The sequence below is a fragment of the Gracilimonas tropica DSM 19535 genome, from assembly GCF_000375425.1.
Classification (GTDB): domain Bacteria; phylum Bacteroidota; class Rhodothermia; order Balneolales; family Balneolaceae; genus Gracilimonas; species Gracilimonas tropica.
In genome coordinates, this window is the sequence record NZ_AQXG01000003.1 from 249,076 (window position 1) to 273,377 (window position 24,302).

Annotated in this window: 21 protein-coding genes; 10 read left to right on the top strand and 11 right to left on the bottom strand. The window is 41.4% G+C overall.

Annotated elements, in window-relative coordinates; all coding sequences use genetic code 11:
* The first annotated feature begins 269 nt into the window (after nucleotides 1–269).
* From thrA to thrC, 3 genes are read left to right on the top strand one after another with little or no spacing between them, the layout of a single operon-like run.
* Nucleotides 270–2,720: a bifunctional aspartate kinase/homoserine dehydrogenase I gene (thrA, locus tag B151_RS0107565; protein WP_020403014.1), complete on the top strand. Its 2,451-nt coding sequence runs from the start codon at nucleotides 270–272 to the stop codon at nucleotides 2,718–2,720.
* A gap of 17 nt (nucleotides 2,721–2,737) precedes the next feature.
* Nucleotides 2,738–3,670 (top strand): homoserine kinase, encoded by a 933-nt coding sequence (locus B151_RS0107570; protein ID WP_020403015.1) that lies wholly within the window; start codon nucleotides 2,738–2,740, stop codon nucleotides 3,668–3,670.
* On the top strand, nucleotides 3,667–4,956 hold the full coding sequence (thrC, locus tag B151_RS0107575) for a threonine synthase (RefSeq protein ID WP_020403016.1): 1,290 nt from the start codon (nucleotides 3,667–3,669) through the stop codon (nucleotides 4,954–4,956). Before B151_RS0107570 ends, thrC begins: the two co-directional genes overlap by 4 nt.
* A gap of 1 nt (nucleotide 4,957) precedes the next feature.
* On the opposite strand, the gene B151_RS0107580 is transcribed toward thrC, so the two are convergent.
* The 3 genes from B151_RS0107580 to B151_RS18215 form a co-directional block, all read right to left on the bottom strand.
* Nucleotides 4,958–5,710, bottom strand: coding sequence for a DedA family protein (locus tag B151_RS0107580; RefSeq protein WP_020403017.1), 753 nt, complete (start codon nucleotides 5,708–5,710; stop codon nucleotides 4,958–4,960).
* A 78-nt stretch (nucleotides 5,711–5,788) separates the two neighbouring features.
* Nucleotides 5,789–6,538: a lysophospholipid acyltransferase family protein gene (locus tag B151_RS19470; protein WP_020403018.1), complete on the bottom strand. Its 750-nt coding sequence runs from the start codon at nucleotides 6,536–6,538 to the stop codon at nucleotides 5,789–5,791.
* 78 nt (nucleotides 6,539–6,616) lie between these two features.
* A complete protein-coding gene (locus tag B151_RS18215; RefSeq protein WP_020403019.1) occupies nucleotides 6,617–7,429 on the bottom strand; it encodes a GNAT family N-acetyltransferase in 813 nt (270 codons plus the stop codon).
* 102 nt (nucleotides 7,430–7,531) lie between these two features.
* Between B151_RS18215 and B151_RS0107600 the strand changes: the two genes are divergently transcribed.
* Nucleotides 7,532–8,314, top strand: coding sequence for an alpha/beta fold hydrolase (locus B151_RS0107600; protein ID WP_020403020.1), 783 nt, complete (start codon nucleotides 7,532–7,534; stop codon nucleotides 8,312–8,314).
* A gap of 6 nt (nucleotides 8,315–8,320) precedes the next feature.
* Here the strand turns inward: B151_RS0107600 and B151_RS0107605 are convergent, their stop codons facing one another.
* The 7 genes from B151_RS0107605 to B151_RS0107635 form a co-directional block, all read right to left on the bottom strand.
* Nucleotides 8,321–10,180 carry a type II secretion system protein GspD gene (locus B151_RS0107605; protein WP_020403021.1) on the bottom strand — a complete coding sequence of 620 codons (1,860 nt, stop codon included), beginning with the start codon at nucleotides 10,178–10,180 and terminating at the stop codon, nucleotides 8,321–8,323.
* On the bottom strand, nucleotides 10,177–11,046 hold the full coding sequence (locus tag B151_RS0107610) for a hypothetical protein (RefSeq protein WP_020403022.1): 870 nt from the start codon (nucleotides 11,044–11,046) through the stop codon (nucleotides 10,177–10,179). Before B151_RS0107610 ends, B151_RS0107605 begins: the two co-directional genes overlap by 4 nt.
* A gap of 1 nt (nucleotide 11,047) precedes the next feature.
* The gene (locus B151_RS0107615; protein ID WP_020403023.1) at nucleotides 11,048–12,799 is read right to left on the bottom strand and encodes a PilN domain-containing protein; all 1,752 of its coding nucleotides are present in this window, start codon (nucleotides 12,797–12,799) and stop codon (nucleotides 11,048–11,050) included.
* Between the two features lie 11 nt (nucleotides 12,800–12,810).
* Nucleotides 12,811–14,052, bottom strand: a complete 1,242-nt coding sequence (locus tag B151_RS0107620; RefSeq protein WP_020403024.1) for a type IV pilus twitching motility protein PilT — start codon at nucleotides 14,050–14,052, stop codon at nucleotides 12,811–12,813.
* A 130-nt stretch (nucleotides 14,053–14,182) separates the two neighbouring features.
* Entirely contained in the window at nucleotides 14,183–14,689 is a 507-nt protein-coding gene (locus B151_RS0107625; RefSeq protein WP_020403025.1) for a Crp/Fnr family transcriptional regulator, read from the bottom strand.
* A gap of 80 nt (nucleotides 14,690–14,769) precedes the next feature.
* Nucleotides 14,770–16,545 (bottom strand): GspE/PulE family protein, encoded by a 1,776-nt coding sequence (locus B151_RS0107630; protein ID WP_020403026.1) that lies wholly within the window; start codon nucleotides 16,543–16,545, stop codon nucleotides 14,770–14,772.
* 17 nt (nucleotides 16,546–16,562) lie between these two features.
* A complete protein-coding gene (locus tag B151_RS0107635; RefSeq protein WP_020403027.1) occupies nucleotides 16,563–17,909 on the bottom strand; it encodes a type II secretion system F family protein in 1,347 nt (448 codons plus the stop codon).
* A gap of 301 nt (nucleotides 17,910–18,210) precedes the next feature.
* Here B151_RS0107635 and B151_RS0107640 point away from each other — a divergent pair, with 301 nt between their 5' ends.
* The 6 genes from B151_RS0107640 to B151_RS0107665 all read left to right on the top strand — a co-directional run bounded on the left by B151_RS0107640 (nucleotide 18,211) and on the right by B151_RS0107665 (nucleotide 23,774).
* Nucleotides 18,211–19,413, top strand: coding sequence for an MFS transporter (locus tag B151_RS0107640; RefSeq protein ID WP_020403028.1), 1,203 nt, complete (start codon nucleotides 18,211–18,213; stop codon nucleotides 19,411–19,413).
* 119 nt (nucleotides 19,414–19,532) lie between these two features.
* Nucleotides 19,533–20,975 carry a carboxypeptidase regulatory-like domain-containing protein gene (locus tag B151_RS0107645; RefSeq protein ID WP_026166555.1) on the top strand — a complete coding sequence of 481 codons (1,443 nt, stop codon included), beginning with the start codon at nucleotides 19,533–19,535 and terminating at the stop codon, nucleotides 20,973–20,975.
* Between the two features lie 122 nt (nucleotides 20,976–21,097).
* Nucleotides 21,098–21,658 (top strand): hypothetical protein, encoded by a 561-nt coding sequence (locus B151_RS0107650; RefSeq protein ID WP_020403030.1) that lies wholly within the window; start codon nucleotides 21,098–21,100, stop codon nucleotides 21,656–21,658.
* A 3-nt stretch (nucleotides 21,659–21,661) separates the two neighbouring features.
* Nucleotides 21,662–23,077 carry an MATE family efflux transporter gene (locus B151_RS0107655; RefSeq protein ID WP_020403031.1) on the top strand — a complete coding sequence of 472 codons (1,416 nt, stop codon included), beginning with the start codon at nucleotides 21,662–21,664 and terminating at the stop codon, nucleotides 23,075–23,077.
* 8 nt (nucleotides 23,078–23,085) lie between these two features.
* The gene (locus tag B151_RS0107660; RefSeq protein ID WP_020403032.1) at nucleotides 23,086–23,310 is read left to right on the top strand and encodes a translation initiation factor; all 225 of its coding nucleotides are present in this window, start codon (nucleotides 23,086–23,088) and stop codon (nucleotides 23,308–23,310) included.
* Between the two features lie 119 nt (nucleotides 23,311–23,429).
* Complete coding sequence (locus B151_RS0107665; RefSeq protein ID WP_020403033.1) at nucleotides 23,430–23,774, top strand: four helix bundle protein; 345 nt, start codon at nucleotides 23,430–23,432, stop codon at nucleotides 23,772–23,774.
* 35 nt (nucleotides 23,775–23,809) lie between these two features.
* Here B151_RS0107665 and B151_RS0107670 read toward each other — a convergent pair whose 3' ends face one another.
* A complete protein-coding gene (locus B151_RS0107670) occupies nucleotides 23,810–24,301 on the bottom strand; it encodes a putative metallopeptidase (protein WP_020403034.1) in 492 nt (163 codons plus the stop codon).
* Nucleotide 24,302 lies beyond the last annotated feature (1 nt).

Sequence of the window (24,302 nt, forward strand, 5' to 3'; positions counted from 1 at the left end):
TTGTTAATACATACCTTAAGCATTTTTTCAGGCACAGGGTTTACTTTATTCTTGTTTTGAAATAGACTAAGGGCAATGAAATTTAATATTCAACATAGCACAATGACCTCCGTGGAGCTTACCTCTGCCCGGATTGCTATGCCTATGAATATTACTATCACAACGACGATCATTACAACCCCTTAGGGGGTCATTATTTACATATCGCCACACAGGCAAATTGCCGCTCTCTCACTTACTTTAAGTCGTTAATTTTACTCTTATAAATCATGATCGTATTAAAATTTGGTGGAAGTTCTGTAGCCACTTCAAAGAATCTGAACAAAGTACAGGAGATCGTTAAAGATCATTCAAAAAATGAAAAGCTGGCTGTTGTTGTATCTGCCCTGGGGGGCGTTACTAATACACTTCAGGATTGTGCAAAGCTCGCAGCTAATGGCGATGAATCCTATAAAGATCAGTTAGCCGAAATAGAAAAAAGGCACCTTGAAATTTGCAATGAACTCTTTTCGGTAAAAAACCGCAGTGAAGTTCTTACTTCAACAAAATTACTCTTAAACGACCTGGAAGATATTTGCCGGGGCGTGTATCTCATTCGAGAACTTTCCCCAAGGTCGCTTGACCACATTTTGAGTTATGGTGAATTACTTTCCTCAGCTATAATTGCCAAATATTTTGCATCCACCGGTTTGGATTCCGGCCTTATCGACTCAAAACATTTAGTTAAAACAGATAATCACTTTGGCCGCGCATCTGTTGATATCGCATTCACATTCAGCTCCATTCAAGAACATTTCAAGCAAGCCCCGCGGGTTGCAGTTTGTCCGGGTTTTGTGGCATCATCCAAAGAGAACGGACATGTCACTACACTTGGCCGAGGCGGATCAGATTATACCGCTGCGTTAATTGCTGCCGCATTGCAAGCCAGGGAGCTACAAATCTGGACCGATGTAAGTGGGATGATGACCGCAGACCCTCGCCTGGTTCCGAATGCTCATCCTATCAAGCATTTGTCGTATGAGGAAGCCATGGAACTTTCACATTTTGGAGCCAAGGTGATTTATCCGCCTACTATTCAGCCTGTTCTTGATGCTGATATTCCGGTTCACATCAAAAATACATTTGTCCCTCAAGAAAGCGGCACTTTGATCTCAAAAGAAGGCTCACCCAATGGAGATGTGGTTAAGGGTACCTCTTGCATTGAGGAGATCGCGCTTTGTACACTAACCGGCAGTGGGATGATTGCCGTGCCTAATATCTCCTATCGTTTGTTTCGTTCGCTCAGCCAGCAGCAAGTAAATGTGATCATGATCACCCAGGCATCCTCTGAGCATTCCATTACCGTTGGAATTTCACTGGATGATATTGAAAAGGCTCAAAAAGCTATCTCCAGGGAATTTGCCTACGAGATCGAGAATCACAAGATCAACCCACTGGATGTAGAAACCGGACTTTCTATTGTAGCATTGGTCGGTTCACGCATGAAGAAGCAAGTTGGAGTGAGTGCTAAGTTATTTGATACACTGAGTCATAACGGAGTAAATGTAAGAGCCATAGCTCAGGGATCTACCGAATTGAATATTTCTGTGGTAATTGGCAAGAAGGATCTAAAAAAATCCCTGAACAGTATCCATGAATCGTTCTTCCTGTCTGATCGCAAAAAATTAAACTTATTCATGATCGGTGTGGGGAATGTTGGGAAAGTGTTCATTGAGCAGATAAAAGCTCAGCAAGAATATTTAGCCAGGAAGCATAATTTGGACGTGTTTATTGGCGGCCTCGCTAATTCTCGCAAAATGCTTTTTAACGAGGAAGGCATTGACCTGGATTCCTGGCAAAGCCTGCTTGCTGATGAAGGCAAAAAAATGGATCACGACGCGTTTCTGAAAACTATGAAGGAGCTTAATCTGCGAAATACGGTATTTGTGGATTCAACTGCTTCAGCAGAAGTCGCAAAGCTATATCAAGATGTACTGGAAAGCAGTATTTCGGTAGTTACTCCAAATAAAATCGCTTGCTCCTCAGGCTATCAAACCTTCAAAAAACTGACAGATTCCGCTTTAAAATATAAATCCAAATTCTTGTATGAGACCAATGTTGGAGCCGGACTTCCGATCATTTCAACCCTGAACGATCTGATAAAAAGTGGTGATCAGGTGCATAAAATTCAGGCCGTTCTTTCCGGTACTCTCAACTTCATCTTCAATAATTATGATGGGACCAAGAAATTCAGCGAAGTGGTGAAAGATGCCAAGGCGGCCGGATTTACCGAGCCCGATCCCCGAATCGATCTAGGCGGTGTGGATGTAATGCGCAAGATCCTGATTCTGGCCCGTGTCAGTGGATATGAACTGGAATTGGATGAGATCACCAACAATGGATTTGTGCCTGAAGGGTGCATGGATACTGAATCCTTGGCTGATTTTTATGCCCAATTGGACGAGCATGAAGAAGTCTTTCTGAAACTTTATCAGAATGCTGAAGCTGAAGAAAAACGCCTCAAATATGTAGCCACTTTTGAAAACGGTTCATCCCAAACCGGTTTGGAAGCTTTTGCCTCTGATCATCCTTTCTATAACTTGGGCGGGAAAGATAACATCGTACTGTTCTATACAAATCGTTACAGTGAGCAGCCGCTGGTGGTAAAAGGAGCCGGAGCCGGAGCGGCGGTAACAGCATCAGGTATTTTTGCAGATGTCATGAAAATTGCTTCTGCCTAATTGAAAATTAATTACGCATGGATTCTATCAAAGTTTTTGCCCCTGCAACGGTTGCCAATGTAGCCTGCGGATACGACGTACTCGGTTTCGCACTTGATGAGATCGGTGACGAACTCATCATCTCAAAGAAAGAGACCCTCGGACTTACCATCTCAGCCATTTATGGCAGCGATCTTCTTTCCAAAGATCCCAACCGGAATGTGATTACGGTGGCAACGCAAGCCCTGCTCAATTCGCTGGATGAAGCCCCTGAATTCGGATTCGACTTCCGGCTCACAAAAAAAGTACAACCCGGCAGTGGATTAGGGTCTAGCGCTTCCAGTTCAGCAGCCGCTGTATTTGGGGTGAACCGATTACTGGGAGAGCCTTTTTCAAAAACTAAGCTTGTACAATTTGCCATGCAGGGAGAAAAACTGGCCTCCGGCGTTCCTCATGCCGATAATGTGGCACCTTCCCTCCTTGGCGGCTTCACGCTTATTCGCAGCTACGATCCACTGGATATCATCGAATTGGATTACCCGGACGAACTGTATGCAACGGTTGTTCATCCCAATATTGAGATCAAAACATCAGATGCGAAAAGGATGTTGAAAAAGCAGATCGAGCTTCGCGATGCCATCGTACAGTGGGGAAATTTAGCCGGATTGATCCATGGCTTGGCCAAAGAAGATTTTGCATTGATCGGCCGCTCTTTGGAAGATGTGATCGCAGAACCGATTCGCGGGATTCTTATCCCCGGTTTTGAAGAAGCAAAAAAGCGATCTAAAAAAGCAGGAGCCCTGGGCTGCAGTATTTCGGGTTCGGGACCTTCTATTTTTGCATTATCCGAAGGTCTCCAAACGGCGCAGAAAGTAGCCGAAACATTCCGAAGTCTGTTTGAGGAAATCGGACTCGAAAGTTACCAACATGTGTCCGCTATCAACCCAAAAGGTACAGAGGTTATTAAATGAGATTTTATAGCACAAAGGGTCAGGCCAGACCTGTTTCTTTTCAAGAAGCTGTTTTTAAAGGATTACCGGAAGATAATGGTTTATACATGCCTGAAAAGATACCTGCACTTCCCTCCTCTTTTTTTGAAGATATAAAATCGAAATCTCTGGCAGAGATTGGATTTGAAGTTATGCAACTCTTTGTAGAAGATGAAATTCCAGGAGAGACTCTCAAGAATATCATAAATGAAACCCTGAATTTTGATATTCCCTTAAAACAGGTTCAGGGAGATGTTTTTAGCCTGGAATTATTCCATGGCCCTACGTTTGCATTTAAAGATGTTGGAGCCCGCTTTTTAGCAAGATGCCTTAGCTACTTCAGCCGAAAATCAAAGCAAAAGCTCACGGTATTAGTAGCCACTTCAGGAGATACAGGCAGTGCCGTTGCCCAGGGATTTTACGGCGTTCCCAATATAGAGGTAGTGATTTTATATCCCTCCGGAAAGATTAGCCGTTTCCAGGAACAGCAAATGACAACACTGGGCCAGAATATTACTGCTCTTGAAGTGGATGGTGTTTTCGATGACTGCCAGCGTATGGTAAAGCAGGCTTTTCTGGATGAGGAATTAAATGAGCACTCGAATCTAACCTCGGCAAATTCCATCAACATAGCACGAATGTTGCCGCAGAGTATATATTACTTCTATGGCTGGGCTCAAATTCCTAAAGAGAAAAGAAAGAATTTGGTGTTTTCGGTTCCAAGTGGAAATTATGGAAACCTCACTGCGGGGCTTATTGCCCAAAAGATGGGACTGCCAGTTCATCATTTTTTAGCGTGTTCCAATGCGAACGATACGGTACCAAATTACTTAGAAACCGGAGATTATATTCCAAAACCAAGTATAAGTACTATTTCAAATGCTATGGATGTGGGTGATCCGAGTAATTTTACCCGTATGCTCGATCTTTACTCAAATTCACATTCCAACATGAAAGAACATATTTCCGGATTTACCTTCTCTGATGAGGAAACGCGAAATACCATTAGGCAGGTGTATGAAAATACGGGCTATGTTATGGATCCTCATGGAGCAATTGGATGGTTAGGGCTCCAAAAATACTTAGAATCGCATACAACCAACGGCATTTTTCTGGAGACGGCCCATCCCTATAAATTCAAGGTAACTGTTGAAGGTGAAATTGAACGCTCTCTAAAGCCAGTGCTGGAATTTGATCAAAAGAAAAAACAGTCGATTTCCTTTGAAAATAATTTTGATGCCTTGAAAAAATATTTAATAAGCCGTTAAACTACCGATTGAACCAACCCTGGATTTTTTCCCAGGCAATTTTCCGTCCCCTTTGGGTTAACAGTGGCAACATATATTTATATAAAATAAATAACACGAATACGGCTGCGATCATGATCCATATGGCATAATCATCATACTTGTCGTAATAATTAAGGATCTCATTTCCTGCAAAAACGGAAAGCCATACGAAAATGGGCGTCCAGATAAGTACGGTAACTCCAAAATACAGGCAAAATTTCCAAAAACCTGTTTTAAGAAGTCCGGCGCTCAGGTATACGGGAAATCTGCTTCCGGGAATAAATCGACTGGCTACCAAAATTACCGGCCCTTTACTTTCAAACCATTTTTCGGCTGAAAGAACACTTTCCTTTTTTAAAAACCATTTGAAAGGAGCAATATTAAAAATGGAGGTTCCCAAAATTCTGCCGGCAAAGTAAAGCGAAAAATCCCCGAAAAATATTCCTGCAACAGCACCAAATACGGCCGGCCAAAATTCCAAAAAGCCCTGAGCCACCATCAATCCCGCTCCTATACACGCAAGGTCTTCGCTTATCAAGCTGGATAAAGCAATAACAAAAATATAGATATACGAGTAAGGAATTTTTGAGGAAGCCGTCCTCTTCTTGACATCATCGAGGTAAGGAACCAATTTTTCGAGACTGTCTTCCGAAATATCAGCCGTATCTGCTTGCACCGGTTCCAGGTAAAACAATCTTGTAGAATCTTGCGCCCAACTGAGATCGTTTGCCATTGCGATTTTAGAAATACACAGCAACCCGAAAATAAGTACAAAAAACTTGCGGTAATAAGGTCTCAAATCAAGATCAATCTAAATAGCTAATGGTTTAAATGTGCCGTGTTTCTCGAAAAAATCAGCTTCTGAAATCACAGGCTCAAACTGTAGACTCATTTCCTGATGAATATGTTGCGCCAATAATTTTCGATCTTTATCGTGAACCGGATGTGTTGCAAAAGTGACTTTGGCCGTGCATCCTTTTTGTTTTAGGAAATTAAAAAAATGGGTCAAAAAGGACGTATCGTCCCACCAACAAACCGACTCATAAGCCGGTTTTTCGCCTTCAGGAGTGGAATAAGAGAGTGTTGCTACTGAGACCGGTAAATTTATTGCCACGGGATATTTTAGCAATGAAGTCTTAAAAGGTAATATTTCGTAACCAGGAGAAGTGGTCCCCTCAGGAAAAATAATGATCCCCTGGTGATCATTTACATTTTTAGATATAAGCGTATTTACGCGGGTAATATCTCTCTTTCGGTTTCTGTCGATGAAGAGGATTCCGCAGGTTCGGATAATAAAACCTACGAGCGGCCATGTTTTAACATCACTTTTGGCCACAAACAATCCTCTAACCTGGGAGAAAAGAACAAAGATATCGAGGTAGCTTAAATGGTTTGACACAAGCATAAAAGGTGGACCTGGAATTTGGCCTTGTACTTCAACATTAATCCCCAAAATGGAACAGGCAATTTGTCCCCAGGTTCGTAGTAAATACCCCCGGCATTTTTCATAATTAAGGCCAATTATGCTGCCGGCCAAACAGAGCATGATCAAACTATACATGAAAATTGTTGCCGCCAAAAATATGATCAATTTTGATATAGCCCGTAAAGTCCGCATGTCTGAAAGTAACAAATTCTGTTAGAAAAACAGCTGTTTTGTTTCCATCGGAATGTTTTTGATATCAAGCATGATCAAAAAATCTATGGTTTTGAAATCATGATCTATGGCAGGAAGGCTATATACTTTTGCCCCAATCTCAAGATATAGTTTGAAAAGAACAGGCAGTTCTGCCGCTTTATCCTTCAGGTTTATGCTCTGCAAGCACTCAAATCCCGGTTCAACAGGAATTAAATGATTGGTAGCTACATATCCATTATTGTTTAAATAACGATAGAAGTCCCATCCTTCTTCCATTTTCTCAGAAGGGATTGAACTACAGCCAAATAAATATCTCCTGCCGCTATAATTTATGTATCGGGCAACGGCTTTCCACAACATATACAACACTCTCCCATTCCGATGTTCCTGGTGAATGCACGCTCTTCCTAACTCTACGGAATTTAACAGAATTTTTGAGGGAAAAAGATGAATGGAAAATTCCCGGGCAGTATAAAATCCAGTACCATATTCGGCCATTTCACAATCCTGAATACGGTATGTGCCGATAATGTTTCCGGTTAGATTGTTGATAACAATGAGATGATCGCAATAGGCATCAAATTCATCCTTATCCAATCTTAGCTGTTCGGGAGGAAGTTTGGAATTCCCCATTTCAAGATGAAAAATCTGAAAACGCAATCGAAGTGCCTCCTCCACCTCTTGTAGGTTTTGAGCAAGCCGTACCGTATATTTTTTTGTTGAAAAGTTAACGGCTTCAAACTTTTTTGAAGTAATATCAGTTTTTACAGCTACTGAATACATAATGAGATTTTGATCTTTGGTTTTGATCAAAAGCTAAGGTGCAATCTTTACCATTATGTTGTGTTACTATTGTGTTTTTGTATGATTATTTTGAAGAAATATTTAAAGTCTGAACGTTCAGTATCCTGATTGATGCTTTATTACAAGAAATATAAATCTTCCGAGGAAAAAGACTGGGTCGTGTTTGTCCACGGAGCCGGCGGAAGTTCCTCAATCTGGTTTAGCCAGCTTCGTGATTTCAAAAAGCATTTCAATGTGTTGATGGTAGATCTTAGAGGGCACGGGAAGTCAAAAGATCTTCTGCAAAAGTATTATGAAGAAGATTATTCTTTTGAATTCATAAGCCGTGATGTACTGGACGTTTTGAACCATTTAGATATCGAAAAGGCTCATTTTATTGGGGTCTCTTTAGGCACTATCATCATACGTACCTTAGCGGAAATAGCTCCTGAACGCGTCAAATCTTCTATTTTATGCGGTGCTATTACACGACTTAATGTGCGTTCAAGAGTTCTCGTTTTTCTGGGCCACATGTTCAAACGGTTCATTCCATATATGTGGCTGTACCGGCTTTTTGCATGGATCATAATGCCGAAAAAGAGACATGCCAAATCAAGAAACCTATTTATACGAGAGGCGAAAAAACTATATCAAAAGGAGTTTTTACGCTGGTTTAAGTTGACTAATGAAGTGAACCCTCTTTTGCGTTATTTCAAAGAAAAGGAAGTGAAATCACCGATGTTATATGTAATGGGCAGCGAAGATTATATGTTCCTGCCTCCGGTCAAGAGTATTGTAGAAAAGCACAAAAATTCCACATTAAAGGTCATAGAGAATTGTGGACATGTCTGCAACGTGGAAAGACCCGGCGCTTTCAACCGGATCTCTATAGAATATTTAAAATCTCAGGTTTAGTTAATTTTATTTACCTAAACCATTTCGGAGCGTAAACAACCAAGCCTCATCGTTTATCGTATTTCTCACTTCAAGTGTTCGCTCTACCGCTTTATCAAAGTTGGAGAAGCCTTCATAAGCTACATAATTAAAACGAGTTTCCGGGTTGAACAGGATTCGGGTATTATATCCCCTTTCATCAAGCATTTTTTTGAAGTTGTCGGCATTTCTGGGCACCAGAAATGATCCGCCAATCACAAAATACTTGAGATTTCCCGTTTCTTCCTGCACTGTCTCTACTTGCTCCTCATCTTTTTGGTATTCGAGATACTGATCCAGATCAAATGCTTTAGGTACCACAACCATCAGTTCGGGCTTATCTACCGGCATAGCCAGGTCTTCAGCCATCTCCTTCTGCTCGTCGGTTAGTTCTTCTTCCACAGGTTCTTCGGAAACAACGGTAGTATCCGGAACCTGAACAGGCTCTTCTTCAATCACAGGAGGCTCTTTTTCCATTGGTTCCGGTTCAGGCTCAGGCTCGGTTTCATTTGAGGATGCCTGCATAAGATCATTCTCAAAAACCTGGTCCAGATTGGTTCTCATTCCATCTCTGGTATTGTTAAGAACTTCACGTTTAGTAAGTAAACGATCCTTAATCCGTTCCGCTACCGGGTCAACCAATTCTGCCTGTACAATAATGATTAGTTCATTTTCAGAGAAATCTTTTGAGTTGTAACCAAAAAGGTAACGAAGTCCCAGGAACCAGCCGGGAAGATCTTTCAGGATAGGAATTCCCCTGCGTACGGTAGACTGTTCTGTCCGATATAATCCGGCAACATAAGTAGCTTCTCCATCCAGTAAAATGGCAGACGTAGTAGCTTCCTGTTTATTGATGATCGTACTTACTACATCCGGTTGTACTGTTGAACGCTCTACCTGAAGATCCAAATAGATGAAAGAGGTATCTCCATGGTTTATTATTTCAGGGGTAACGGTAAGGATGGTACCGGTACTTTGGAAATTGTCCGTCACATTACCTGCTATATCCCGCTGTTTAATGGAAAAATCCTGACCTACCTGAATATTACCTTCCTCTCCATCAACTACTTTAATAGACGGGGTTGCCAGGATCTTACCCAGGTTATCGGCCTCAAAAGCGCTGAATAAAGCTTGAACACTTATTCCGGGCCCGAATTCGCCCAAATTCACCAATGCGTTGAAGGCATTCTGAGATACACTTGCAGCATTATAGGAATTCACAGAAACGAACTGATCTGTAAATTCCGTAGAAGGCACGGTCTGACTGGGGTCTGCCCCTACAAAATCACCCAATGAAGACGGGACATCACTGGTTAAGGTCGACCAGTCTATACCAATTTCTTGCAATGCACGCTTATTACCTTCAAAAAAGGTAGCATTGATTCGAACTTCTCTGGTTCTGGTATCGGCCTTGGGGAGTTCTGCCTGATCTCCTGACGCTACTGCTCGTTGCCCTGAAGAAACCTGAGCTCCACCGGGTTGTTGCTTGGGCACAATTTCGTAATACTCTTCGAACTCATTGAGCTCGAGCCCCTGAAATCGCATAATATACTGCAGAGCATCTTTCCAGTGCATGGCGGGTAGGTTAACACCAATCGGTCCACTATACCCGGAATTATCTACAATGAATTTATTTTCATATTCCTGAGCAAAGGTATCAATGATCTGAATCGCCTCCTGGTAAGTAGTCGTTTTGTTGAACGTGACAATCTCATCCGGGTTAGTGTATTCTCTTAACGGATCTACGATTTGCCCTTCCGCCGCTCCGGATAATGCAAAGCACACCAAGAGAGTCAAATACGGGATCAATCGTCCTAATTTATATGTGGCAGCTTTTACGTTTCTCATTGCTCTATCTCCAAGGTAACCAATTCCATGATGCCACCTTTGTTGAGGTTAAAAGTAGCGGTTTCATTATTTAGATCTATAGATGATAATTCACCAAGATAAACTTTATCTCCTTCACGCAGAGTTGTTACATCTCCATTCTGATCCACAATAAAGATTCTGGAACCTGTTAAACCAATAAGTCGGCTCCGTTCAATATTTACCATATTATCATCATTTGGCGGGATCGTTTGTTGTATCAGCGGATAGAATGGATTGTAGGTTGATATGCTCTCGTTGAGAGTAAGTTTTCCGGTTTGTTCAACATTCTCTTGAATGGGAATTCTTTCATAATAACTTTCCAGAGTAAAAGAAAAATTTATTTCATCATATTCTGATGCATTCCTGTTAGGAGGGGTCAAAGACAACTCTTTTACTTTATTAAGCAGCTGAGAATTCTCAATTTTGTTAATAAAGTTAACAGCATTTCTGTATGCAGCATAACCGGTGATCTCAGCTATAAGAATCCCATATTGATCCTGTGTCGTTGAATCCGCAAAAACAAAATTAAAATACACTTTAGAGTCAGCAGTACTGTTACTAACCTTATTCAAATAATCAAAAACGAGATCGGGATCAGGATCCTTGAATAAGGACTTATCTGAATTCTCAATGATATTCAGCGCATTTTGGTAGGTCTCATTAAGCTGAGGGAATGCATCACTCGTAGCTCTTTTAGAATTATAATCTTGTCTCAGTTCTTCCAGGGAATCCTGAAGTTCTTCTAATTCAGGTACCTGAAAAAACCGAATATAAGAGTAGGCAGCACCTACAAACAGTGAAAGTGTAACTAACAGAATAATGGTATTTCTGACTGCGTACGACAATTTACTCCTGGTTCTGAATTAATTGCTCAATGCCCTGCACACTTTCAGGGGTATAAATGCTTTCGTCTTCAAAGAAATCCCGTATCAAATATCGGTATTCAAATACTTCTCTTTCCCTGATCTCATCGGAATTCACATTAAGCAATGTGGCTCTTGAGAAAACCCCTGCAAGTTTTGGAATTCGGTCTTGGTAAAGTGAATAACCACTTATAAGTACAGAACCGTCATCGTTTGAACTAAGGGATGTCAACCATAATGAATTCACATCATCCACCCCGCGATTCAACTGATTTAGATTTTCTGACCAGCGAAGCGTTCCTTGATTAAGTTCAGCTAAAAGAGCTAATTTTGCCTGAATTTGTTCAAGCTCTGTACTTATTTGATTAAACCGCTGCACTGTGGGTTCGAGATATTGGATCTGAGATTCTAACGAATTGACTTCATTTTGTAAACGATCGATCTCTGCTGCATTCCGGGTATAGAAATGATTGGATACAATGGGTGTTAGCAGAATAAATAACAATAACATGAAGCCATGCCATTGCAGTTTAAATATCTTTTGGCGGTCTACAACATAGCCCGGCAAAAAGGAGATCTTTGGAAATTTTTCTTTATGAAATCCTGAAGCTGACCATGCTGCCCCAATTGCAGTAGTAAAGGATGAAATAGACGATTCCTGCACTTCACCGGAATCAAATACATCATCAGAAAATTTGAATTCAGAAATATCCAGATCCTGAAAGCGATCCTCAAAAAACTCGATCGCTTTTTCACCGAGAGAATTATTACACAAGATCAACCGGTCAAGGTTGGGCACTTCTCCCGTATCCAGTTGAAAAAGGATCTTTGAAAAAATTGTATTCAAAAACCGCTGATCCTTTATTCCTTCCGTAATGATAGGAGAAACGATCCAAAGTTGATCACCTTTAAGGAATAAGACGCGGCTTGCATTCTCTCCAAACTGAATGACCCCAGTGATGGTATTAGGCTCAAACTCGTAATTAGCCCGTATAAGTCCTAAAAGAAGCGCTTCATCCGGAAGTACCTCATTTATAAAAAGTTTTCCTCTGTAAATCTCTCTGGCCCGGTTTACCAAGCCCAGCAGGTCCGGTTCATCATCGATGGATGTTAACAACAAGGCTCCATCCGCACGAACGCTATATGAATAGTAATCATCTGATTTTGAAACCCCATGCATGGATTCAAGCCGGTCATCAACAATAACCTGCAGATCTTTCTTCTTCGTATCAGAAAAATCAACATCCCTTAAGATTTGAAAAATGGTTTGTCCTGCAGGAATACTTAATCCAAGATCAACCCGCTTACTGTCAATGGAATTAAGCAGGTTATAAAGCAATAGTTCATTAGAGGCCGGGCTCTCAGTTTCGTCCACCATATCGGTGTCCACCACATCCTCTGCTTCATCTAGGTCGTCAAAATCGAGGTCGTCCAGTTCTTCATCAAAATTTTCAAGATCAAGTTCCTCTACTTCACTTTCTTCTTCTGCCCCTTCTTCCTCAAGCCCAAAAATAATGTCTTCATCTTCAAGTTCATCGTCTATATCTCCAAAAACATCTTCAGTGGGCTTGTTAGCTTCCGGGCTAACCCCTTGCTGCTTCTTCTTCAGGCTTTCAACCAGCCTGATTTTATCCAGGCTTAACAGAGTTATTTTTTTTCCATCAGACTGAACTTTGGCCACTTTGAGCCATTCATCGTCGACAACAATACCTGTATATATCTTATTTCCTAACATCTGAATAATTCTTAATAATTCAGCTCACTAAGAAGCTGCATTATCTTGGTTTTGTTGTTTGCATTATTGATGGCACTTTCCTTGGAAATGACCCCTTGAGTATAAAGCCTTTTCAGATCCTGCTCCATGGTATTCATTCCTTTGTCGCTGCCTTCCATCAGCATTTGGTAGATCTCGCTGACGTTATTATTTCTGATCGCGGCTTTAACAGAATTATTTACCAGGAGTACCTCTTTGGCTAAAACGCGTTTTCCATCGAGACTCGGGATTAGTTTTTGACTGATCACACAGGTTAATACATCAGCTAACCGCGTACGAACACGGTTTTGTTCTTCAGTAGGAACTTCTCCCAAAATACGTTCAATACTCTCCATTGCGGATGAAGTGTGAAGGGTTCCAAATGTTTTATGCCCTGAGTCGGTGATCTCCAATGCGGTCATAATAGTTTCAGGATCTCTAAGCTCTCCTATTACAATGATGTCCGGATCCTGACGAAGAGCCTGAATAGCTCCTTCTTTAAAAGATTCTACATCCCTTCCAACTTCCCTATGGCGCACTACGGATTTTACAGGAGCATGAATCAATTCCACCGGAGATGCAATGATCACGATGTGAGAGTCAACGGTACGATTATTCGCATCAATGACGGTGTCTAAAGTTGATGATTTACCGGAACCGGTAATACCTGTGATGAGTGTCAGACCATACTTGTAATACTTTAAGCTCAAAGCTTTTGCAACTTCAGTATGGACATTCAGATTCTTAAAGGGACGGATGGTGTTATCGATCTTTCGCATATTCAAAGCGAGGTGTTCAAGATCGAAATACATATCCGCACGAAAACGTTGGCTTAGCTCTTCATCGATCTTTATTGAATAGGAAAAATCGAGATTTTTTTCATCTAATAGCTTTTTCCTTTGGGTTGGCAGGATTGCATTATGCAAAAGCACATCCGTTTCATCTAAAGATAGGTGTTCAGGCTTTTTTGCAGGTTTTTTGTCACCAAAAATCCGGTACCAGACATGCCCATCACAGCCGGGGCCTCCCAAATCTATATCTGACGCCTCGTTTTTAAGCATTCTTTTCAAGTAGCCTTCTAAGATCTCACCAAGTTCCTCGCGGTGTTCAACACTTAAACTTTCGACGACTTCCCCAATCTTTACATGACGGTCCAATCCCCTTGAAGTACGCGGTATCTGCTCGATTACCGGCGTTACTAATTCAGAAATGTCTTTGGTTTTTGCCGCCTCCATAGTTGTAAAGCCAATTTTAATAGATGACAGTTAATAAGATGCCTGAGCGTTCAGTTTGTTACGAAAAAATTAAAAAAAATTAATAATCCGCAATAATGTAAGTAACTGGGCACACAATTCACATTTAAATTTACCAGTTGGTATCGTTTAAGAGCCGCTTTTTTAAATTCAATAACTGTACATTCATGTTACTGATCTTACGTTGTTGTATTTCGATGATATTTTTTGTGAAGATATTGAACAATTTTTCCGGTTTTTTTCTGAAAAAATTGAGAGCATCGTACCTTTCATATCTCAACAACACACAATCCCCTTCTGCTGTTACTTTAGCCATCCTGTTGTTCTTACTGAAAAGAAAGGTTTCACCTAAAAAATTCCCCTCACCTAAAGTGGCTAACTGTATGTTATCCTTCCAAATACATACTTTGCCTTCTGCCACCAGATAAGCAGAATTCACATATTCTGATTCGTTAAGAATGATCTCATCCGACAAAAAACGTTCTTCTTTTCCAAGTTGAAGGAATTCCAACACATCTTCATAGTGAAAATTCTTTAAAAGCAACGGAGGCTCCTTTAAGAATTTCTTTATGTAATCCGTCATTAGTTCGTCACCGGAATTAGTAATATCGCTACTCATATTAAACCCCTGTAATGGTTACTGCTGGTAGAAAATTAATATGCACCAAGTTAATAGTTAATTTCAAGTTTTACCTTTTATTAATCTTCGATGGTTACAGCAATGACTTCTTCAATGGAGGTTACGCCTTCTTTGATACGTTCACGCCCGGAACCTCGCAGCGTAAGCATGCCTTGAGACATTGCCATATCTTTAATTGCACCTTCATCTATGTCGCCGCCCGCATCTAAAATCATTTGCTTTATTTCTTTAGAAAAATATAATGCTTCGTGAATACCGGCCCGTCCCTTATATCCGGTATTGTTACATTTTTCACAGCCAACTGCCTTATAAAAGGTGGTTTCTGCAATCTCTTCATCCGTAAAGCCAATACCCTTGGCTGTTTCGGGATGAGGCTCGTATACTTCTTTACATTCTTTACATAAGGTCCTGATCAGTCGCTGTGCTACCACCAGATTAACCGCATTCGCGATCAAAAAAGGCTCAACACCCATCTTATATAATCGGGAAATCGCACTGGGGGCATCATTGGTGTGCAAGGTTGAAAACGTCAGGTGACCGGTATTTGCCAACTTGATCGCAATCTCAGCTGTTTTCAGGTCTCGAATCTCACCTACCAATACAATATCAGGGTCATGACGTAAAATCCCTCTCATCGATTGGTCGAACGACATATGATTACTGATCTTGAGCTGCCTCGCGCCTTCAATGATATACTCCACCGGTTCCTCAACCGTAAGCACATTTTTTGTGGGATCTATCACGTAGTACAAAGCCGCTACCAAGGTCGTAGATTTACCACTTCCTGTAGGACCGGTAATGATTACGATACCGGAAGGCTTTTGGATTGATTTAACAAAATTTGCCTTGGCCACTTTCTGAAGGCCCAATTTATCCAGATCCCGGATCACATTACGGTCGTCAAGTACACGTATTACGATCGATTCAAATTTTCGGTCGAACTGTTTCCCTACAATAGGCATTATAGAAACACGATAACGGATACCCACACCGTCAATCTGACGCTGAATAAATCCGTCCTGAGAAGCATCTCGTTCAAACCGGTCTACATTTCGGGTTTTATCCTTGATAACAGCTGATATAGCTTCCGGTTTCACATTTTTTTGCTGATACCACAGCTGCAGTTTACCGTCAAGCCTAAACCTTATGTCGGTAGTTGTTGGTGAACTTGGAACAATGTGCATATCACTCACACCCTGCCGAACAGATTCAACCAGCATCCCCTCAATAAGAGAATTAAGCATACTTTGATTGATCTCGGCATCTATTTCCTCCTCATCGATCTCTTCCTGACTCTGATCCAGATCAGGTTCCTCATACTCAATTTCTTCAAGCAGGTCCAGAAACTCATTCTTCTGCTCATATACCTTCGAAAGAATATCCTCAATAACCTCATATTTACAGTACACCAACTCAGTTTGCTTGAAACTGATCTTATTGAGGATATTCTGAATGTTAGGATCCGAGGGGTCGGCCGCTGCTATGACGATCGAGTTCTTGGTCTTTTGGTACGGAATGGCCTTATGGTGTACCAATTCATCGATAATTTCTTTTGGAAGTTCTTCTATGTTCTCCTTGATATGATCGAGCACCTCGCCGGGTATCTCTTCCAAATCTTTCAGAACTTCACGAAAAGCATAGATATTGGCGATCTCCTTCATGACCTGGTGGCGATTAAGCCCCAGATCCTGGAAAAGTATCTGCCCCAGACGTCGGTTACTTTCTTTAGGTTCTTCAGATAAGATCTCTAATCCCTTCTGAAGTTGCTCCTCTGTGATCACTCCCTTATTAACAAGGATATCACCTATATGTCTTCGAATGTTGATTTTACCCATGTATTACTCTTGCCTTCTTACATACCTGTATTCGGTTTGATCACTGCCGACTCGGAAGAAACTACGGTGATGGCAATCAATGCAATCATTATAAAGAGATTGATAAACAGATTAATCATATCGATCACGGATTGCATCTTATATGTAGTCTGAATTTCATAATATTCTGCTAATTGTTTGGCATTTTCACGCAAAGCACCGGATTCTGCCCCTAACCTGAAACGACTCAGTGCTGTATTGGTGAATACACCGGTCGCCTCCATCGACTCGATGAGGCCTGCCCCATCTTTCAGCATACTTCGGATAGCAACCTCTTTGATCTGTTTTTCCATGTACTTGTTACGGCAGGCTTCAGCTGCTACTTTGATCACCTCAATATTTTGTCCTGAACCGCTGTAAAGCGTATAGAAAACCCGGGCAAAGATCTCAATACTTGTCTTATGCAGAAGATCTCCCATTACCGGTAAATGAATGATGTATTTATCGAGAAGTAATTTACCTTTAGGTGTTTTGATAAAATAGACAAAACCCGCGATAGGTATTATAAAGGAAAGCAATATCATCAACCAATTATCCTGAAGCCAGTAAGCAAGATTTAAAGTCCAGGCCGTCATCGGAGCCTGGGTTTCAAGATCAACCCCAATATCAAGGAAAACCTCTGCAGTTGCAGGAAAAATATATCCCACATAAAAAAGAACCACACCAATCACAGCAATAACCGTGACCATTGGCATCATGAGTGCTCTTCTCAGGTTCTTCTTAAAATCAGCATCCCGCTCCATAAATTTAGCCGTACTCTCGAAAACCAAAGACATGTTACCTGATGTTGAAGCCACACTCAGCATGTAAGCGGCAAACTTACCGAATACATCTTCATGTTTGCCATATACTTCTGAACCCTCCTTCCCATCTTTCAGGTCTTTTTGGATGGTCTTGATGACTTCCTTCATCCTTTTGTTCTGAGTATCCTCGTATAACAAATTCAGGATCTCATCATACGGTAACTGTTGCTTCAGAAGGTCAGATGAAAGGCGAATAAAAGTCACAACTTCTTGTTGAGGCACCCCCCCTTTAAAATCAAATAGTTTTTTGTTGATGCTTTTGACCTTATAACCCAGCTTAACGAGCGCCTTTTCCAGTTCTTCTTTACTGTACGCCTCCTGTTCTCCGGATACGACCTGTTTACCGGGCCGCTGGACTTTGTACATATACATTTTTTTCTCATCCAGGGACTGGATCTTAAGACCGTTTGTCTTAGAAAGCCGGTCAACTTTTTGCTGGGCTTCTTTTTTGTTATCCGCCTCAAACTCAGTTTGCACCATTTTCCCTTTTTGTGAAATTGCTTTCAACCTGAATTGTGCCATTTTCCTACTGTTTGATTTCCGTCTGAGAAACTCTGTTAAGGGTCTTTTGACTAATTTAACTAATTATAAAGAGGATGTATCAATTGAAATTTTACATCTTTCTTTTTCTACTGCAAACTCAGGATAATTTAATCAGTCAAATGTTACAATAAACTAATTTTTTGTCAGAAGTAAGAATAAATATCCGAGGATTTTAAAAAAGATTTTGTTCTTGTAAACGTCTCAAATCCCACAGCGACCGGAATAAATTATTTACGGTTTTTTAACTTCAGCCCCTATATCTTCGTTAAAAATTTATTTGATGACAAAACCTCAGGACGGTAACCCTTACATTATCATCTTTTCGTTATGGATGCTGCTTTTTGCTGCCAGCAGTCAGGTAATGATCATATCTCCCATCCTCCCCCGCATCAGTGAGCAACTCGGAACCCCCGTAGAGATATTAGGAAACCTCGTTACCGTATATGCGATCATGGTTGGTTTTTTTGCCATCATCATGGGACCTTTATCCGATAAGATCGGTCGCAGGAAAATTCTTCTTATAGGTACCGGTTTCATTTCCCTATTCCTTTTTCTCCACTATTTTGTAGACTCGTTTTGGGAATTATTGACCGTTCGTGCATTTGCAGGAATGGCCGGAGGCGTGCTAAGTGGAGCAGCAGTATCATATGTAGGCGATTACTTCCCATATGAAAAACGTGGATGGGCCAATGGCTGGATCATGAGCGGCATTGCCATGGGACAAATATTAGGGATACCTATTGGAACTTACCTTGCCGATCTGTTTGGGTTCCGGGTTCCTTTTTTGATATTCGGGGTTATTATGGCTTTAACCTTTATCCTTATTTTTCTGAAAGTTCCGCAACCCAATGTAGAACTTTCTAAGGACAGAGTAACTCTGAAGGGCTCCCTTGAGAAATACTACAAATTATTACTAAGGAGTGAAGTTAGGGCCGTTGCTATTGCCTATGTGGCTATGTTTCTTAGTATCTCTATTTATGTGGTATATCTCCCAACCTGGTTAGAAAACACCTTCAATGTAAGCGGGAAAGCCATTGCCTCGTTGTTTTTTGTGGGAGGAATTGCCAATGTAATCACCGGCCCCGTTGCCGGCAAGATCTCTGACAGGATCGGCAGAAGAAAGATCATCATCATTTCCTGTTTGGGCTTATCCATTGTGATGGTATCTACAACTTTTGTGGTCACAGAATTCTGGTTTTCATATATACTTTTCTTTTTGGTGATGGTTTTGATCGCGATGCGGATAAGCCCTTTTCAAGCTCTTTCAACGGAGTTGATCAAGTCAGATAATCGGGGTTCACTGATGAGTTTACTGGTTGCCATTGGACAAGTAGGATATGGACTAGGCGGTGCTGTTGCCGGACCATTTTACGTTCAAAGCGGATATGTTAGTAATACCATCATCGGGATGTTCACCATTCTCATTATGGCTTATATTGTATGGCGGCATGTGCCGGAGCCGGATTTGAATAATGAAGATTAAAATCATTAAGCTTTTTTAATATTTAAATTCTTCTTTTACTTTCTAAGGGTCTGTAAAGATCATCTACCAATATTTTTTGTAACATCGTAACGGGTTACCACTCATAAATAGAAAATGCTATGAAAAGGATATTTACGTTTTCAGTTCTAATAATCTCAGCGATCATTGTGTTCGGCTGTACTACAGAAGATGACTTTGTTGTGATACAAGGTAATGTGTCGGACACACAAACAGGGGACGCACTCTCAGGAGCCACTGTCCTGATAACAACTCCGGCCGAATTCAATAATGTTTTTACCAGAACCGATGAAAATGGTAACTATAATCTTGGGGATATCGACATTTCAGAAGTCACAGACTTTACTCTATCGGCATCTGCTACGGGTTACGTTGATGCTGTAAGAACTGTTAAAATTGCCCCCGGCGATAACATCACAGGTTTTAATTTTGAACTCGAAGAAGAAGGCTCCGATGACGACCAGGGTTCAGATGACAATGGCAACGAAGTTGGCGGAGAATCCGGAGGACCTGCTCAGATTCAGTTAACAAATGTAACCAGTCCTGCAATCAATGTAGCAGAAACGGGTGGAATCACCAGTACTACATTCACTTTTGAAGTGCAGGATTCCGCAGGCAGAACCGTTGACCGAGATTATGAAGTGATGTTTGAGATCATACGCGGACCGGGCGGAGGTGAATACATTACCCCGGAAATTGGCAAGACAGACAATGATGGATTGGTAACTTCAAATCTTGTTAGTGGAGACTCTTCCGGAACAGTTAGAATGCAAGCAGTAATTGAGCGTGAAGATATTGGAGTTACGATCCGCTCTACCCCGGTTATAGTTTCAATCAGCAGTGGCTTTCCGCATCCGGCTAATTTTAATGTCGGTCCAAATGTCTACAATTTTGATGCATATGGATTGATAGATGAAGATCACAAAAACAATATCACAGCAAGTGTAGGAGATCTTAAAGGAAATCCTGTTAAACAAGGAACAGCGGTTTATTTCTCCTCAAAATATGGAGGATTAGTAAATGGAAGTGCCACCACTAATGAGAATGGATTCGCTACAGTAAATCTTTCTGCCAATGGAAGCTCTCCTCAAGATCATCCCAATGGTATAGGTTTTATAGATGTCACTGCTCAAACCGTAGATAAAGACAATAATTACATTTACGAAACATTCAGTATGCTGCTTACCACCCCCCAGGCAGTGATATCTGTGGAACCGGATGTGATGAATGTTTCTAACGGTGGCAGCCAAAACTTTGACGTAACAATTACCGACCTTAATGGCTATCCAATGGCTGCTAATACACAAATTGAAATCAATACCGGTACCGGACTTAATGCAAGTGGAGACATTGTAAGTCTTCAACTGGGAGATTATTTCCAAGCAGGTCCCGGAAGTACGGAATTTTCAGTTAGTATTTCTGATGCGGATCCGGATGAAGCCCAAACAACGGATGGCAGTTTTACCATAACAGTTACTTCTCCCTCCGGGGCTGTTACTACCAAAACCATAAAAGGTACACGTGCCAAAGTGAACGGAAATTGATTTCTAATCAGATCACCTAAAAAGCCTGCCCCTCCCGGCAGGCTTTTTTTATATTATCCCTTTCTTACAATCCCTTTAAATCATACCTTTACGGCTCATCCAAAACGTGATCAAAATTAGCTATGAACGCAGAAAATACATTTGAGTACAACAGTCCCAAGCACAAAGATTTTTTAAAGAAATTCCGGGCTTTGGATGGCTCTGAACACATGCTGATTGTATTTGCCGGTGCTTTCTCCACAAACCGTAATGAGGCCATTGATGAGCTTAAGCGGGAAATTATCGGAGAAGCTACTGAGATCGATTTAGCTGATGTGATCACCCCTTACGAAGAAGAAAGCTACGCCAATCTGGATGAATGCATTCAAAGTATAGATGAAAAAGCACCTCTCGTAATTTTCCGAAATGCCGAGCAACTGAACGGCGTTTATACCGGGTTTACATCTTCTGTTGTGAAATATGCCACTCCGCAGGAGAAATATTTTTTGCGTAAGATCAAAGATGTTAAAGCTCCGGTTGTTTTGGAATTCAAAGATCAGGATCAGCTCGACCGTACCATCACCCGTACTGCTGATGCCGTGGTTCTTTTTAAGGCACCTTCTTCCTTAATCGAAAAACTGGCCTGGAAGATGCAAAATATCCACGTACATGGATCGCACTTCCTGTCCCCTCGCCCACATTAATGTATGTCGAAAAACCAGTCAGTTTCTCCCCATTCCTCTACTCTTTGGAATGACATAAAAGCCTCGCTGGCTGGCACTGAACTCGATTTCACTACGGGCAGTATCACCCGGGCCATTATTATTCTCTCCATTCCAATGGTGCTGGAAATGATGATGGAATCCGTTTTTGCGGTGGTCGATATCTTCTTTGTATCCAAGTTGGGCGCTGATGCCGTTGCGGCGGTTGGAATTACTGAATCAGTCCTTACCATTGTGTATGCCATTGGCATTGGATTTAGCATGGCTACCACGGCGATTATCTCACGCAGAATCGGTGAAAAAGATAAAGAAGAAGCCGCCCGTTCAGCTTTTCAAGCCATTCTCGTTTGTGTGATTGTCGCTCTTCCCGTTTCTGTTACAGGGATCTTTTTTGCGAAAGACATCCTGCTGTTAATGGGCGCCAATGCAAATATCATCGACAACCTTTTCATATACACGGCTATTATGCTTGGCGGAAACCTGGTGATCATGTTCTTATTTGTGATCAACGCCATCTTCCGTGGAGCCGGTGACGCTGCCATCGCCATGCGTGCTCTGTGGATCGCCAATGGAATCAACATAGTCCTCGACCCGCTACTCATCTTTGGCTACGGACCGTTTCCTGAAATGGGTATTGCCGGAGCTGCTGTGGCCACTACCATTGGTCGAGGTGTTGGAGTGACTTATCAATTCTACCGGTTGTTTTATGGAAATGGACGTATCCAACTCACCAAAGATCATTTTGTATTGGAATTGGATGTACTAAAGCGCTTGGTGCGTGTTTCATTGGGTGGCATCGGGCAATTTTTAATTGCCACCGCCAGTTGGATCGGCTTGGTTCGAATCATCGCAGAATTTGGAAGTGTTGCCCTTGCCGGATATACCATCGCGATCCGGATTCTTATTTTCTCTATCCTCCCTTCATGGGGAATGAGTAACGCTGCGGCCACGCTTGTAGGACAAAATCTGGGTGCCAATCAACCCGAACGCGCCGAGAAATCAACCTGGATTTCAGCTTTTATCAACATGGCATTTTTGGGGATGATCGGAGTCTGCTTTTTCATTTTTGCGGAAAGTCTTGTCAGTCTTTTCACGAACGATCTTGCCATCATTGAGATCGGAGGAAACAGCTTACGCATCATGAGCTATGGATACCTGTTTTATGCTTTCGGCATGGTGATGATCCAAGCGTTCAACGGCGCAGGCGATACGAAAACTCCGACCTTCATCAATTTAATCTGCTTCTGGATCATCGAAATTCCGCTTGCCTACTTTCTCGCTATCACACTTCAGTGGAATGAATCCGGAGTGTTTTACGCTATTGTGATTGCGGAATCACTATTGGGAATTATAGGCCTTATATTGTTCCGACGCGGAAATTGGAAAAAAGTAAAAGTTTAGCATACCACATGAAAGTAACTGTAAATATGGAAACAGCCGGAAGAAAAGGAAAACAAGTATCCGTCATCCGGGGCATCACCCACAATCCACAAGTAATTGAAAAGCTGGAGAAAAAACTCAAAACCCAGTTAGGAACCGGTGGAACCATCAAAGGCAAAACCATCGAGATCCAGGGAGACCACGTAGAGCGCATCAAAAAAATCCTGGAAAAGGAAGGATATGAAGTAGCTTAGTTACAAGAGGTTAGGCTCAAGGCGCAAGATTTATGTTCAACGTTTTGATTTTTTTTTGTAAGGATCAAAGATTTCATTGCTCTAACTAAGCAAAGTTAATCTTGATAATATCTACCAACATGAAAAATTTCAAAAATCTTATTGTTTGGCAGCGAAGTATGGAACTTGCAGGGCAAACAACCAAAATTGTTCAAAAGTTACCTAATGAAGAAAAATATACCTATCGAGATCAAATAGTTCGATCCTCAATATCAATCCCTTCAAATATTGCCGAAGGCAGTAGTAGAAATAGTCGCAAAGACTTCAAACGATTTCTTCAAATTTCACTTGGCTCAAGCTTTGAATTAGAAACGCAGCTATTGCTACTTGAAAAGAACGGTATTTTGAATGAGTCCATTCTCAAAACTGCATTTTCTTTAAATGAAGAAGTTCAAAAAATGCTTCAGTCCCTTCTAAAGAAATAACTTGAACCTTGCACCTAACACCTTGCTATTTTTAACTACAATTTCACCTTACTCTCCTGCTTGGGATCTAAATCATACAAAGAAGAAGCCGTGGCCTGAATGGTTTTATACCACTCGTTTCCAAACTTATCGTTGATGGTGTAGAAATCAGCAAAATCAGGTTTGCGGATGGTCATTTTCCACTCTTGCGTTTTGGATTTAAACGTCGGATCCACATGTAGTAGCTCGTGATAGAGCATCATCTCCTTAGTATCATTATCCAGCATATCCCATAATTCACCGGAAATTTCGATCAAATAATCGTTACCGGAATAATGCTTTACTTCGCGGCTGGCTTTCATGCATTTCGCTGCACGCTGCTTAGACAGATTCGGATACACTAAAAAATATCCGATTTCAGCAGGACCAAATTCCATTTTATGCTTCTCTATAACCTTTTTAGCGATGGCTTCCACTTCCGGAGATTCCATCAGTTGTTTGGTAGAATGAACCGTTGCTTCTGCTTTTAAATAATCGTTCTCTGGCATG